At 66.2% G+C, this 13,144-nt stretch carries 13 protein-coding genes; 11 read left to right on the forward strand and 2 right to left on the reverse strand.

Translation table 11 applies throughout. The annotated features are described in order from the left end of the window. The first annotated feature begins 90 nt into the window (after positions 1-90). From MI302_RS10175 to MI302_RS10195, 5 genes are all read left to right on the forward strand, one after another. Positions 91-2,853: a tetratricopeptide repeat protein gene (locus MI302_RS10175; protein ID WP_239725700.1), complete on the forward strand. Its 2,763-nt coding sequence runs from the start codon at positions 91-93 to the stop codon at positions 2,851-2,853. Between the two features lie 88 nt (positions 2,854-2,941). Further along, positions 2,942-3,694, forward strand: coding sequence for a Fe-S cluster assembly ATPase SufC (gene sufC, locus MI302_RS10180; RefSeq protein ID WP_239725705.1), 753 nt, complete (start codon positions 2,942-2,944; stop codon positions 3,692-3,694). Then, positions 3,691-5,097, forward strand: a complete 1,407-nt coding sequence (gene sufB / locus MI302_RS10185) for a Fe-S cluster assembly protein SufB (protein WP_038028764.1) — start codon at positions 3,691-3,693, stop codon at positions 5,095-5,097. The genes sufC and sufB overlap by 4 nt, the downstream gene beginning before the upstream one ends. 42 nt (positions 5,098-5,139) lie before the next feature. After that, positions 5,140-6,432 carry a Fe-S cluster assembly protein SufD gene (gene sufD / locus MI302_RS10190; RefSeq protein WP_019551343.1) on the forward strand — a complete coding sequence of 431 codons (1,293 nt, stop codon included), beginning with the start codon at positions 5,140-5,142 and terminating at the stop codon, positions 6,430-6,432. A 3-nt stretch (positions 6,433-6,435) separates the two neighbouring features. Further along, positions 6,436-6,738: a Rieske 2Fe-2S domain-containing protein gene (locus tag MI302_RS10195; RefSeq protein ID WP_126200933.1), complete on the forward strand. Its 303-nt coding sequence runs from the start codon at positions 6,436-6,438 to the stop codon at positions 6,736-6,738. Between the two features lie 193 nt (positions 6,739-6,931). Here MI302_RS10195 and MI302_RS10200 read toward each other — a convergent pair whose 3' ends face one another. Continuing rightward, positions 6,932-7,417, reverse strand: a complete 486-nt coding sequence (locus tag MI302_RS10200) for a DDE transposase family protein (protein ID WP_239725711.1) — start codon at positions 7,415-7,417, stop codon at positions 6,932-6,934. Positions 7,418-7,467: 50 nt separating this feature from the next. Beyond that, positions 7,468-8,022 carry a transposase gene (locus tag MI302_RS10205; protein ID WP_239725712.1) on the reverse strand — a complete coding sequence of 185 codons (555 nt, stop codon included), beginning with the start codon at positions 8,020-8,022 and terminating at the stop codon, positions 7,468-7,470. Between the two features lie 127 nt (positions 8,023-8,149). Here MI302_RS10205 and MI302_RS10210 point away from each other — a divergent pair, with 127 nt between their 5' ends. The 6 genes from MI302_RS10210 to MI302_RS10235 all read left to right on the forward strand — a co-directional run bounded on the left by MI302_RS10210 (position 8,150) and on the right by MI302_RS10235 (position 13,135). Beyond that, positions 8,150-8,350 carry a heavy-metal-associated domain-containing protein gene (locus MI302_RS10210; RefSeq protein WP_008633461.1) on the forward strand — a complete coding sequence of 67 codons (201 nt, stop codon included), beginning with the start codon at positions 8,150-8,152 and terminating at the stop codon, positions 8,348-8,350. Between the two features lie 9 nt (positions 8,351-8,359). Beyond that, positions 8,360-8,644: a metal-sensitive transcriptional regulator gene (locus MI302_RS10215; RefSeq protein WP_015716307.1), complete on the forward strand. Its 285-nt coding sequence runs from the start codon at positions 8,360-8,362 to the stop codon at positions 8,642-8,644. Between the two features lie 86 nt (positions 8,645-8,730). Next, positions 8,731-11,106, forward strand: coding sequence for a heavy metal translocating P-type ATPase (locus MI302_RS10220; protein ID WP_239725713.1), 2,376 nt, complete (start codon positions 8,731-8,733; stop codon positions 11,104-11,106). A 37-nt stretch (positions 11,107-11,143) separates the two neighbouring features. Beyond that, positions 11,144-11,356, forward strand: coding sequence for an SHOCT domain-containing protein (locus tag MI302_RS10225; RefSeq protein ID WP_019551341.1), 213 nt, complete (start codon positions 11,144-11,146; stop codon positions 11,354-11,356). Further along, positions 11,353-12,030, forward strand: coding sequence for a response regulator transcription factor (locus MI302_RS10230; protein WP_239725714.1), 678 nt, complete (start codon positions 11,353-11,355; stop codon positions 12,028-12,030). The genes MI302_RS10225 and MI302_RS10230 overlap by 4 nt, the downstream gene beginning before the upstream one ends. Further along, a complete protein-coding gene (locus tag MI302_RS10235; RefSeq protein WP_239725715.1) occupies positions 12,014-13,135 on the forward strand; it encodes a cell wall metabolism sensor histidine kinase WalK in 1,122 nt (373 codons plus the stop codon). Before MI302_RS10230 ends, MI302_RS10235 begins: the two co-directional genes overlap by 17 nt. Positions 13,136-13,144: the final 9 nt, after the last annotated feature.

Consider the following 13,144-nt stretch of genomic DNA (forward strand, 5'->3'; position numbering starts at 1 on the left):
CTGCTCTGCCGCCCTCCAGGTTCGGGGGGCGGCAGGTTACTTTTCCGTGGTAGGTCGAAGGCACACCAAAGCTGATATAGTGTAATCACCATGCCAGAGGCCAATACACCCTGGCTACGCTACCTGGAAGACCTCCGTCCCCACCTTAAGGGCCGGGACCATCGGGGCAAGCGGGGCTCCCTAAGGTGGCTCGAGGCCCTCATGGCCGAGCGGGGCGGGAAGGCGGGGACCGTGCGCAACATCCTCTACAAGGACCTGGGGAGCCCCGAGGAGAAGGAGAGGCTTTACAGGGTCATCGCCGACCTGTACCAGGAGGCGGGCCTCCCACCCCCCCCTCCCCCGGCGGAGCTTTTTCTGGAAAGCGCCCGCAAGACCCTTGGCCGGGACAAGCGCCGCATCTTTCGCCGCTTTCTGAAGGAGCTGGAAGCCGGGGGGAGGCCCCAGATGGTGGTGGTGGGGGGACCGGCCACGGGTAAGGGAGTCCTCTTGGCGGCCTTGAGCCGTGCCCTATCCGCTTTGCCGGGTAAGGAACCCTTCCTCCTCAACCTGGGAGGGGAGCTGGCCCAGGCCTTGGTCCCCTTGGCCGAGGGCCTAGGAATAGGGGAGGAGGTGCGGTCCCTTCTGGCCCAGCTCTCCCCGACCCAGCCCTACATCCTGCAGGGAGCCTTGGAACACGAGGTGCTGGCCCTTTTGGCCCGGGGCCTGAACCGGGAAGGCCGTCCCCTACTGCTTCGGGCCGAGGCGGAAGGAACCCTGGAAGGCCTTCCCCTGCGGGGTCCAGACGGCGCCCAACGGGGGCTTGCCGCCTGGCTGGAACCTTTCTTGAAGGCCCTGACCATCCCCTACGTGGCGGCCTTAAGCGAGCCACCCCCCACCCTGCCCCACCAGCCCCTTTCCCCCCCGAGCCGGGAGGAGGCCAGGCGCTTCGTGCGGGAACGGCTTCCCCATCTGCCCCCGGAAAGGCTGGAGGCCCTGGTGAACCAAGCGGGGCGCAACTTCGGGGAGCTTTCCCGCCTGGTCCTCCTGGAGGCCGCCAAGCACGATCCCAGGACCCCCCTTCAGGACGACCCGGCCCTGAAGCCCCTGCTCCTGGCCCTCTCCGCCTTCAGCCCCGAGGCCGATCCCACGTTTCCCGCGGAGCTTTTAGAAGGAGCCCTGGGCAAGCCTCTGGAACGCCTTTCCCAGGCGGAAAGGGCCCTTCTGGACTGGGTGGGGGAAGGCTTGGTGCGCCCCGCCCTAAGAAGCCTCCTTCCCCAGGAAGCCCCCAGGGAACTCCACCGCCTGGCCCTCGCCTACTTCCCCAAGGAAAACCTCTTCCGCAAGCTCCATCACGCCTACAAGGCGGGGGAAACCCGGATACTTCTGGACCTTCTCCAGGAGGATCCCGCCCGGCTGGCCCTCCTTCCAGGACTCTGGCAGGAAGCCCAGGCCTGGCCCCGGGAGGACCTCGAGGCCCTGGCCGCGGTGGTGGTGCGCTACCGGGCCGTCTTGGGCCAGTACGCCCATCCCGAGGCGGAGGAAGCCCTCAGGGTCCTCTCGGAGGCCCAAAACCCCTCCTTGCGCACCTGGGCCCGCATCAAGGCGGCGGAGGCCAAGGCGGACGCCGCCCTTTACAAGGAAGCGGAGGAGCTTCTGCCCCCCAAGGAGGACCTCAAACTCCTGGACGACACCGCCCAGGCGGAGGGGCTTTTGGTCATGGCGGCGGTGGAGCGCTGGAAGGGGGATTACGAGAAGGCAGCCCACTTTGTGAAGGAGGCGCAGGGGCTTCCCGTGGCCCCCTTCCTGCAGGACCGGGTGTACCTGTGGCGGGGCCTGGTGGCCAAGGACCTCGGCCGCTACCCGGAGGCCCTGGAGGCCCTCTCCCGGGTGGGCCACGACCCCCTCCTCCTGGGAAGGGCCCGCTACCAGATGGGGGACCTCCTCATGCGCTTAGGAAGCCTGGAGGCCAAGCCCCGCATGGAGGAGGGTCTGAAGGCCCTGGAGGAAGCAGGAGCCCCCAAGGACGAGGTGGCCCGGGTGCGGGCCCGCTACGCCACCCTCCTCCGGCGCCTGGGCCTGTACGAGGAGGCAGGAAGGGCCATTGAGAAGGCCCTGGCCGAAGCGGAGGACCCCTTCACCCGGGCCCGGGTGGAAAGCGAGGCCGGGATCCTCGAGGCGGCCCGCGGCCGCCCCTTTGCCGCCCTCAACCTTCTGGTCCCCGCCGAGGCCTACTTCCGCTCCACGGAGGAGAGGCCCAAGGAAGCCCGCTACCGCCATCTGCGCACCCTCTTCCGCCTGGGGGCCACCTACCTCCTTTTGGAGGCGGGGCAGCCCTACCGAGCCCCCTTCCTGGGAGGGCTTCACGCCCCCACGGCCCAGCGCCTCCTCGAGGACCTCCTGGAGCAAATCCCCTGGGAGGCCACGGATCGCTACACCGCCTTGCGGCTGGACACCGCAAGCCTCCTGGCCCTCCTCCTTTCCCCCGCCGAGGGAAAGGCCCTCCTAAAGCCCCTTTTGGATGTGGAAAACCCCTACCTCAGGGCCCAGGCCCGCCTGAGCTACGCCGAAACCCTGGTCCGCGAGGGCAACCTGGGGGAGGCCCTGGCCCAGGTGGTGGCCCTCCCTCCCCTGGAGGACCCTGGCCTTTTAGCCCAGGCCCGGGCGGTGGAGGTGCTGGCCCTCTTGGGCCTGGGGGAGAAGGAGGCCGCCTGGCAAAAACTTTCGGAGGTGAGGAGAAGCCCTCTCCCCGAACCCTTCCGCTTCCAGCTGGGCCGGGCTTTGGGCCGCTTCTGCCCCGAGCTGCAAAGGCGCCTTCCCCCCACCCCCCTGGCCCTTCCCGAAGCCCTGGGCTTCCACCTGGCAAATCCCGACTAAATCACTATACTTTAGGGGGTGGAGGGGTTATACTCTTACTGCGAATGGGTCGCAGTAAGAACCCGACCCGGCATCAGGAGGCAGAACGATGAACCAGCTGGAAATCCGCGACCTCTGGGCTTCCATTGACGGCGAAACCATCCTAAAGGGCGTGAACCTGGTGGTCCCCAAGGGCCAGGTGCACGCCCTCATGGGCCCCAACGGGGCCGGGAAGAGCACCCTGGGCAAGATCCTGGCCGGGGACCCCGAGTACACGGTGGAACGGGGGGATATCCTCCTGGACGGGGAAAGCATCCTGGATCTATCCCCGGACGAGCGGGCGAGGAAGGGCCTCTTCCTGGCCTTCCAGTACCCCGTGGAGGTGCCGGGGGTCACCATCGCCAACTTCCTGCGCCTGGCCCTGCAGGCCAAGCTGGGCCGGGAGGTGGGGGTGGCGGAGTTCTGGACCAAGGTAAAGAAGGCCTTGGAACTCCTGGACTGGGATGAGAGCTACCTCTCCCGCCACCTCAACGAGGGCTTTTCCGGCGGAGAGAAGAAGCGGAACGAAATCCTCCAGCTTCTGGTCCTGGAACCCGCCTACGCCGTCTTGGACGAGACCGACTCCGGGCTGGACATCGACGCCCTCAAGGTGGTGGCCCGGGGGGTGAACGCCATGCGGGGGCCCAACTTCGGCGCCCTGGTCATCACCCACTACCAGCGCCTACTGAACTACATCGTCCCTGACCGGGTTCACGTGATGATGGACGGGCGCATCGTGGCGGAGGGCGGCCCCGAGCTGGCCCTGGAGCTGGAGGCCAAGGGTTACGAGTGGCTCCGGGAAAGGGTGAAGGAGGAAGCATGAGCGAGGCCGATCTGAGGGCACTGGGCGAAGAGTACAAGTACCACTTCGTGGACGAGGTCAAGCCGGTCTTCGTGGCCGAGCGGGGCCTCACCCGGAGGGTGATCGAGGCCATCAGCTACCACAAGGGGGAGCCCGAGTGGATGCTGAAGTTCCGCCTGCGGGCTTTGGAGATCTTCCAGAAGAAGCCCATGCCCACCTGGGGCCCGGACCTCTCGGGCCTGGACCTGGACAACCTGGTCTACTACGTGAAGCCCGCAGAGGTGAGGGACGCCAAGAGCTGGGAGCAGATCCCGGAGGAGATCCGCCGGACCTACGAGCGCCTGGGCATCCCCGAGGCCGAGCGCAAGGTGCTCGCCGGGGTGGGGGCCCAGTACGACTCGGAGATGGTCTACCACCGGGTCAGGGAGGAGCTGGAGCGGCAGGGGGTCATCTTCGTGGCCATCGAGGAGGGGATGAAGAAGTACGAGGACCTCTTCAAGGAGTACTTCGCCAAGGTGGTCCCCCCGGAGGACAACAAGTTCGCCGCCCTGAACTCCGCCGCCTGGTCCGGGGGCTCCTTCGTCTACATCCCCCCCGGGGTGAAGGTGGAGCTTCCCCTGCAGGCCTACTTCCGGGTCAACACCCCCGAGTTCGGCCAGTTTGAGCGCACCCTGATCATCGTGGACGAGGGGGCCGAGGTGCATTACATCGAGGGCTGCACCGCCCCCATGTACTCCACGGAAAGCCTCCACACCGGGGTCATCGAGATCGTGGTGAAGCGGGGGGCCAGGAGCCGCTACACCACCATCCAGAACTGGTCCACCAACATGTACAACCTGGTGACCCAACGGGCCCTGGTCTATGGGGATGCCTTCCATGAGTGGCTGGACGGCAACCTAGGCTCCAAGGTCACCATGAAGTACCCTTCCAGCTACCTCCTGGAACCCGGGGCCCGCACGGAGATCCTCTCCATCGCCTTTGCCAAGACCGGCCAGCACCAGGACACCGGGGCCAAGATCATCCTGGGAGCCCCCCACACCTCGGGCACCATCGTTTCCAAGAGCATCTCCAAGGGGGAGGGCCGGGCCAGCTACCGGGGCCTGGTGAAGGTGCTGGAGGGAGCCAAAGGCGCCAAGGCCAACGTGGAGTGCGACGCCCTTCTCATCGACCCGGAGAGCCGCACCGACACCTACCCCTACATCGAGATTGAGGAGGACACCGCCCACGTGGGCCACGAGGCCACGGTGTCCAAGATCAACGACGAGCAGATCTTCTACCTGCAAAGCCGGGGCCTCAAGGAGGACGAGGCCGCAGCCCTCATCGTGCGGGGCTTCATCGAGCCCATCGCCAAGGAACTGCCGCTAGAGTACGCGGTGGAGCTGAACCGGCTCATCGAGCTGGAGATGGAGGGCTCCGTAGGCTAAGGGCTTCCGTCAAGGGTCTTAACCTTTGCGCTAGGAGGATTCATGCAGGTACTGGACAAAACGCAGGTGGAAGCCATCTCCCGGGCCCTAAAGGAGCCGGGCTGGCTGCTGGAGAAAAGGCTAAAGGCCCTCGAGGCCTTCGCCCGCCTCTCCTATCCCAGCAAGAAGGACGAGGCCTGGCGCTACACGGATCTCTCTGAGGCTCCCCTGGAGCAGGAGGTGGAAACCCCCAAGGGGCTTAGCCTCTCCCGGGATGAGCTTCCCGAGCTGGTAAAGCGCCGCCTGGAGAAGACCGATGTTTCGGGCTTTCTGGTCTTCGTGGGCCCGGATCTGGTTTACGCCGAGGTGCCGGAGGAGCTTTCCGCCAAGGGCCTGGTCTTCACCAGCCTGGCCGAGGCCTTGAAGACCCACCCCGGTAAGGTGGAGGCCACCCTCTTCCGGGGGGTCTACGTGGAGGACAAGTTCGCCGCGGAAAACTCCGCCTTCTTCACCCACGGGGCCTTCCTCTACGTACCCGCGGGGCTCGAGGTGGAAAAGCCCCTGGGGGTCTTCAAGGTGCTGGAAGGGGGCAAGGCCTCGGCGGGCCGGAGCCTCATCTTCCTGGAGGACAACGCCAAGGCCGCCTACATCGAGGAGTACCTCTCCTTGGACCTCCCCCCCACCCTGCACCTCTCCGCCACGGAGATGGTCTTGAGGCCTGGAGCCCGGCTGCGCCACGCCCACGTGCAAACCCTGGGCGACGGGGTCTGGCACTTCCACCGGCAAAGGGCCCTGCTGGAGCGGGATGCCGCCTTAAACGACCTGGTGGTCAACCTGGGCGGGCGCTACGCCAGGAGTGAGGTGGCCTCGGAGCTATTGGGCCCGGGAGCGGAAAGCGAGATGCTGGGGCTTTACTTCGGCCACGGCCTCCAGCACTTCGACCACTACACCCTGCAGCACCACGTGGAGCACCATACCCGAAGCGACCTCCTCTACAAGGGAGCGGTGAAGGACGAGGCCCGGGCGGTCTTTTCCGGCCTCATCAAGCTGGAACGGGGGGCCCAGAAGACCGACGCCTACCAGGCCAACCGCAACCTCATCCTCTCCCCCACCGCCCGGGTGGACTCCATCCCCCAGCTGGAGATCGGGGCCAACGACGTGCGTTGCACCCACGGCAGCACCACCGCCCCCGTGGACGAGATGCAACTCTTCTACCTGCAGTCCCGGGGGCTTTCCCGTAGCCTCGCCCAGGAGCTTTTGGTCAAGGCCCACCTGGCGGACGTCCTTAACCGCATTCCTCTAAAGGCCTTAAGGGCCCACCTCGAGGCGGTCATCGAGGAAAAGGTGCGCATCTAAGCCATGTGGACCCCGGTAGCCCGGCTGAGCGAGCTACAAAACGGCCGCCTGGTGGTGAAGCGGCCCGAGCACAAGAAGCCCATCCTCCTCCTCTACACCGGGGAGGAGGTCTTCGCCCTGGAGGACATCTGCACCCACGACGACGGCCCCCTCCACGAGGGGGATGTGGAAGACGGCCAGATCGTCTGCCCCCGGCACGGGGCCCGCTTTGACCTGAAGACGGGCCGGCAGACCCTGCCCGCCCCCAAGCCGGTAAAGGTATTCCCCGCCAAGCTGGAAGGGGATACCATCCTCCTGGACCTTTAATACGTTTCTTTTCCGAAGCCTTCCTCACTAGCTGTTTTCCCGTCACGGAGGCAACCAGGGACCACAAAAGTAGCCTTGTCAAAGCAGAGCCGGAGCCCCCAGCCTGCCTAGCGGCAGGCTGGGGTGGTTTACCGGGGCCCCCAGCCGGACTTGCGCCAAGGTGGGGTGGTACAAACCGGGCCAGACTTGACCGCTATACCGCATAGAGCCCCAGGAACCTGAGGGCGGAGAGGGGATGGAAGGAGAAGGTCTCCAGGGCCGCCTTCTTCTTCCGCACCCCCCTGCGGTACAGCAGGGACACCAGAAAGGCCCGGAGGACCGCCAAGACTTGCGCCCCCACGCCCCGCACCTGGCAGGCGTCCTCATGGAGGAGGACGTCCCGTACCCAAAAGGACCGGTTCTCCACCTCCCACCGGGAAAGGAGAAGCTCCCCAAGCCGCCTCGCGTCCGCCTCCTCGGCTCCCAAGCTGGTGAGGGCGTAGCTCGCCGCGCGCCGTACCTCCCCCGTCCCCTTGTGCACCACCTCCCGCTCCACCCGCACCACCTGTCGGCACCCGGGAAAGGCCAAGAGCGCATCCGGCAGATAAGGGGAAGCCCAGACCCGGTAGGTCCACACCTCCCCGTCCCGCACCACCTCCCAAGCTGACTCCGTCTCCCCGGGAAGCCGCCTTTCCTCCATCCCCTTGAATACCTCCAGAGCCCACTCCAGCAGTTCCCCCTGGTTGGCCTTCAGGACGAAGAGGTATGCCCCCCTTTTTCCACCACCTTCCCCGCCACCTCCGGGTACAGGTACCCCGCGTCCCCCACCACTACCTTCCCTTTGAGTCCCTCCGCCCCCAGGCGGTCCAGGAGCTCCAGAAGCGCTTGGTCCTCCCTCCCCTCCACCCGGGCCTGGGCCAGGGTGGTCTTGAGGTGCAGGGCCAGGACCTCCACCAGCTTCACCTGGGCGCTTTTCCCCTTGCCGCTTCCCCGCAGGTGCTTCCCGTCTACCACCAGGACTTCCCCAAGGTCGGCTTCGGGGAAGACCTGGCCAAGGGCCGCCTGGAGCTTCTCAGGATCCAGGCGGTGAAGGAGAAGGGTGATGGCGGTGTGGCCTGGGGCCTTGCGCAGGCCCAGGTGGGGCAAGAGGTGGGGGTTGGCGCGGGCGAAGCGTTCCACGCCCCTCAGGGAGTCCACGCGGGAAAGAAAAGCCACCAGGATGAGGGCCAGGAGGCCCCAAAGGGGGTACTGCCGGTTGCGGGCCCGGGGGTCGGGGATCTGGGACAGGGCTTCGCGCAGGGTCATGCCCCCTCTTTACTCCAGGAGCCGCATATAGGTCAAGTCTGCAAACCGGGCCTAGGTCCTTGACAGCAGGAAGGGAAAAGGGTAGGGTGAGAGTACCCACCCCACCTGGGGTGGGGGGAGGTAAGGGATGCTGAAGCTCAAGGTAGAAGGCATGACCTGCAACCACTGCGTGATGTCGGTGAAAAAGGCGCTTCTTAAGGTACCCGGGGTGGAGAAGGTCGAGGTGAGCCTGGAACGGGCCGAGGCCCTGGTGGAGGGCAAGGCGGACCCTGAGGCCTTGATCCGGGCCGTGGAAGAGGAAGGCTACCGGGCCGCCTTGGCGGGCTAAGGAGGCCCTGTGCCCCGCCACCCCCTCCACCTGGACCCCAAGGTGCGCGAGGAAGCCAAAAGGCGCCTTCTCTCCGCCAAGGGCCACCTCGAGGGCATCCTGCGCATGCTGGAGGATCCCCACGTCTACTGCGTGGACGTGCTGAAGCAACTCAAGGCGGTGGAGGGTGCCCTGGACCGGGTGGGGGAGATGGTCCTAAGGGCCCACCTCCGGGACCACGTGGCCACCGCCCACGAGCGGGGAGACGTGGAGGAGATCGTGGAGGAACTGATGGAGGCCCTCAAGTACCGTTGATCCCACCCGGTCCAGGGCGGGGCAGAAGCCCAAGGGCACATCAGCCCGGGGAAAGCAAAGGGGTTTCCGCTAGGGGGTATGAAGCTATGGCATTGGAAGTGAAGGTAGGGGTAAAGGGCATGACCTGCGCCTCGTGCGTGGTGCGGGTGGAAAGGGCCTTAAAGAGGGCCCCGGGCGTGGAGGAAGCCCGGGTCAACCTCACCACCGAGGAAGCCTTTTTGCGCCTCCAGGAAGGCATAGACCTCAAGGAGGTCCTGAAGCAGGTGGAGGAGGCCGGCTACGAGCCCGTGGTGGCCCGGGCGGAGATCCCCATCCGGGGCATGACCTGCGCCGCCTGCGTGGCCCGGGTGGAAAGGGCCTTGAAGAAGCTACCCGGGGTGCTTTCCGCCCACGTGAACCTGGCCACGGAGAAGGCCTTTGTGGAGTACCTCCCGGACACCGTGACCCTGCCCCGCCTGCGCCAGGCCATCCGGGATGCAGGGTACGAGCCCCTGGAGGTGGTCCAGGAGGAAAAACGGGCCCCCGCTTATCCCTTGGACCTCCTCATCGCCCTGCCCTTTGCCTTCCTCACCCTTCTCCTAGCCATGGGGCCCATGCTTCTTCCCCTTCCCCACCTTCCTCCTCTCTTCCAGGTCCTCACCGCCCTCCCCGTCCTCTACGCCGGCCGGCGCTTCTTCCGCCAGGCCCTGGCGGAGATCCGGCACCGCTCCCTGGGCATGAGCACCCTGGTGGCCCTGGGGGCAGGAAGCGCCTACCTCTACTCCTTTTTGGTCCTCCTCTTCCCCACCCTGTTCCCGGAGGAGGCCCGCCATCTCTATCTGGAAGCAGGAGCGGTGATCCTGGCCCTGATCCTCTTGGGCAAGCACCTGGAGGAAAAGGCCAAGGGGAAGGCCTCGGAAGCCATCCGCAAGCTCCTGGCCTTGAGGCCCAAGACCGCCCGGGTGGTGCAGGAAGGGGAGGAAAAGGAGATCCCCGCCGAAGCCCTCATCCCTGGCGACCTGGTGCGGGTGCTTCCCGGGGAGCGCATCCCCGCAGATGGGGTGGTGGTGGAGGGGTTCAGCCATGTGGACGAGGCCATGCTCACCGGGGAGCCCATCCCCAAGGCCAAAAAGCCCGGGGACGAGGTGGTGGGGGGTACGGTGAACGGGGAAGGAGCCCTCCTGGTGCGGGTCAGCCGGGTGGGGGAGGCCACGGTCCTGGCCCAGATGGCCCGCCTGGTGGAGGAAGCCCAGGCCTACAAGCCCCGGGTGCAGGAGGTGGCGGACCGCATCGCCAGCGTCTTCGTGCCCATCGTGCTCCTCATCGCCCTTATCACCTTTACCCTTTGGATTCTCTATGGCCCCGGCCTCTCCTACGCCTTCATGGCCCTCCTTTCCGTTCTCCTCATCGCCTGCCCTTGCGCCATGGGCCTCGCCACCCCGGCGGCCATCGCTGTGGCCACGGGGCGGGCGGCCCAGCTCGGCCTCCTCTTCCGCAAGGGCCAGGCCATCGAAGGCCTCGCCCGGGCGGATACCGTGGTCCTGGACAAGACCGGGACCCTGACCCAAGGGAAGCCCACCCTCACGGAACGCCTGGGGTTTGCCCTAAGCCCTGAGGAGGCCTTGCGCCTCGCCGCCGCCTTGGAGCGGGGAAGCGAACACCCCATCGCCAAGGCGGTTCTGGAGGCAGCCAGGGATCTCAGCCTGCCCGAGGCCGAAGGGGTGCGGGCCCTGCCCGGGGAGGGCATCGAGGGAGTGGTGGAGGGGAAGAAGCTTTACCTGGGGGGTCCAGCCCTGATGGAGAGGCTTGGGGTGGCGCTTCCCAAGGAGGCCTGGGAGCTATCCGAAAAGGGCTACACTCCCCTTTACCTGGCGGATGGGGAGAGGCTTTTGGCCGCCTTCGGGGTCTTTGACCCCCCCAAGCCCGAGGCGCGAAGGGTGGTGGCCGCTTTAAAGGCCCTGGGCCTCAAACCCGTCCTCCTCACCGGGGACCACCCCATCCCGGCCAGGCGGGTGGCCGAGACCTTGGGCATAGAGGAGGTGCTGGCCGGGGTGCGCCCTGAGGGTAAGGTGGAGGCCATACGGCACCTCCAGGCCCAGGGGCGGAAGGTGATCTTTGTGGGGGACGGCATCAACGACGCCGCCGCCTTGGCCCAGGCCGATGCGGGCATTGCCCTGGCCACGGGCACGGACATCGCCGTGGAGGCAGGGGATGTCATCCTGCTTTCTCCGAGCCTGGAAAGCTTGGTGGACGCCATCCTTCTGGCACGGCGTACCCTTCGGACCATCTACCTCAACTTCTTCTGGGCCTACGCCTACAACATCCTCCTCATCCCCGTGGCGGCCGGGGCTCTTTACCCCTTCACCGGGCTTCTTCTGAACCCCATGCTGGCGGCCGGTGCCATGACCCTCTCCAGCCTCTTCGTGCTCAGCAACTCCTTGAGGCTAAAAGGGTTCCAGCCAAGGAGCTTTACCGTAGCTTAATCTGCCGAGGCTAAGCTGGAACTAGGAGGTGAAAGGTATGTGGTGGTGCGACCACGGTGGGTACCTGGGCTGGTGGGGGCCCCTCTTAAGCCTCCTTTGGTTCGCCCTCCTAGGCCTCTTGGTCTACTGGATCGTCAGGACCTTAGCCCCTGAGCGGCGGGACCGGGCCTTAGAGGTGCTAAGGGAGCGCTACGCCAGGGGGGAGATCGACAAGGAAACCTTTGAGCGAATGAAGCGGGACCTGGCATGAAGGTCCTCCTGGCGGACGACGACCCGGCCCTCCTCGAGGTCCTGGGGGTCTACCTAAGAGGAGCGGGGTTTGAGGTTTTGCAGGCCGAGGATGGGGAAAGGGCCCTCGAGCTTTACCCCCGGGCCGATCTCATCATCCTGGACCTCATGCTGCCCAAGCTGGATGGCTTCCGGGTTCTGGCGGAGGTCCGCCGGGAAAGGCCCGAGCTTCCTATCCTCATGCTGACCGCCAGGGGGGAGGAGGAGGAAAGGGTTAAGGGGCTGGAGCTAGGGGCCGACGACTACGTGGTCAAGCCCTTCAGCCCCAAGGAGGTGGTGGCCCGGGTCAAGGCCCTCCTAAGGCGGGCCGGCCTCAAGGAGGAGCTCTGCTATGGCCCCTTGCGCCTTCTTCCCAAGGAGCGGCAGGCCTACCTGGAGGGCAAGCCCCTTCCCCTTTCCCAGCTGGAATTTGACCTCCTCCTCACCCTGGCCCAGCATCCGGGGATGGTTTTCACCCGGGAAAGGCTCTTGGAAAAGGTGTGGGGACCGGACTTCCCGGGCATAGACCGGGTGGTGGACGTGCACATCGCTGCTTTGAGAAAAAAGCTCATGGACGATCCGGAAAACCCCCGGTTCATCGAAACGGTACGGGGGGTGGGGTACCGCTTCCGGGAAGGCGATGCGCCTCTTCGCTAAGCTCTTCCTCAGCCACCTTCTGGTGGCCCTCCTGGCCCTGTTCCTCTTCTTCCTCCTGGCGGAGACCCTGGCCCCCTCCTTCTACCGGGAACATGTGGAACGCATGTACCACGCCCTCTCCATGATGGGGGGGCTCATGATGGGCGAGGCCTTAAGGCGGGACCTCGAGGAAGGCCTCCGCTCCACCCTCACCACCGCCCTCCTCGCCGCCCTTCCCCTCTCCGTGGCCGGGGCTGCCCTTTCCGCCTCCTTCGCCAGCCTGCGCTTCTCCCGCACCGCCAGGCTTCTGGCCGAGGGAAGCCGCCGTATGGCCCAGGGGGAGTACCGGGTGCGCCTTCCCCTCCTGGAACGGGACGAGTTCGGCGAGGTGGCCCTTCACTTCAACCGCCTGGCCGAAGCCCTGGAACGAGTGGAACAAAGCCGGGTGGAGCTCATCGGCACCGTGGCCCACGAGCTCAGGACTCCCCTGTCCGCCCTGCAAGCCTACGCCGAGGCCCTGGCGGACGGGGTCATGGAGCCCGAAAAGGCAGCGGAAAGGATTCAGCAGGAAGTGCGGGCCTTGAGCCGGCTGGTCCGGGATCTCTCCCTGGTTTCCCAGGTGGAGTCGGGGGCAGTGGAGCTTCACCCCGAGCCCCTGGATCCCCAAGAACTCCTGGGACAGGCGGCGGAACGCTTCCGCCCCGCCTTCCAGGCCAAGGGCGTGGCCCTGGAGGTGGCGACCCCCTCCTTGCTTCCCCGGGTCTGGGCCGATGCGGAACGGACCCTCCAGGTGCTCGCTAACCTGCTTTCCAACGCCCTTCGCCACACCCCGGAGGGAGGAAGGGTGAGGCTTGGGGCGGAAAGGACAGGCCAGGCAGTGGTCTTCAGCGTGGAGGACACAGGACCCGGCATCCCCGAGGAACACCTTCCCCGCATCTTTGAGCGCTTCTACCGCATAGACCCCTCCCGCAGCCGTCAGGACGGGGGAACCGGAGTGGGCCTCACCATCGCCAAGAGCCTGGTAGAAGCCATGGGGGGAAGGATCTGGGTGGAAAGCCAGCTGGGCCGGGGAAGCGTTTTCCGCTTCACCCTACCCCTTTACACAGGCTTAACAGGCAGGGCTTAGGGTGAGAGC

The organism is Thermus sp. NEB1569 (assembly GCF_022385295.1).
In the GTDB taxonomy this organism is placed as follows: domain Bacteria; phylum Deinococcota; class Deinococci; order Deinococcales; family Thermaceae; genus Thermus; species Thermus scotoductus.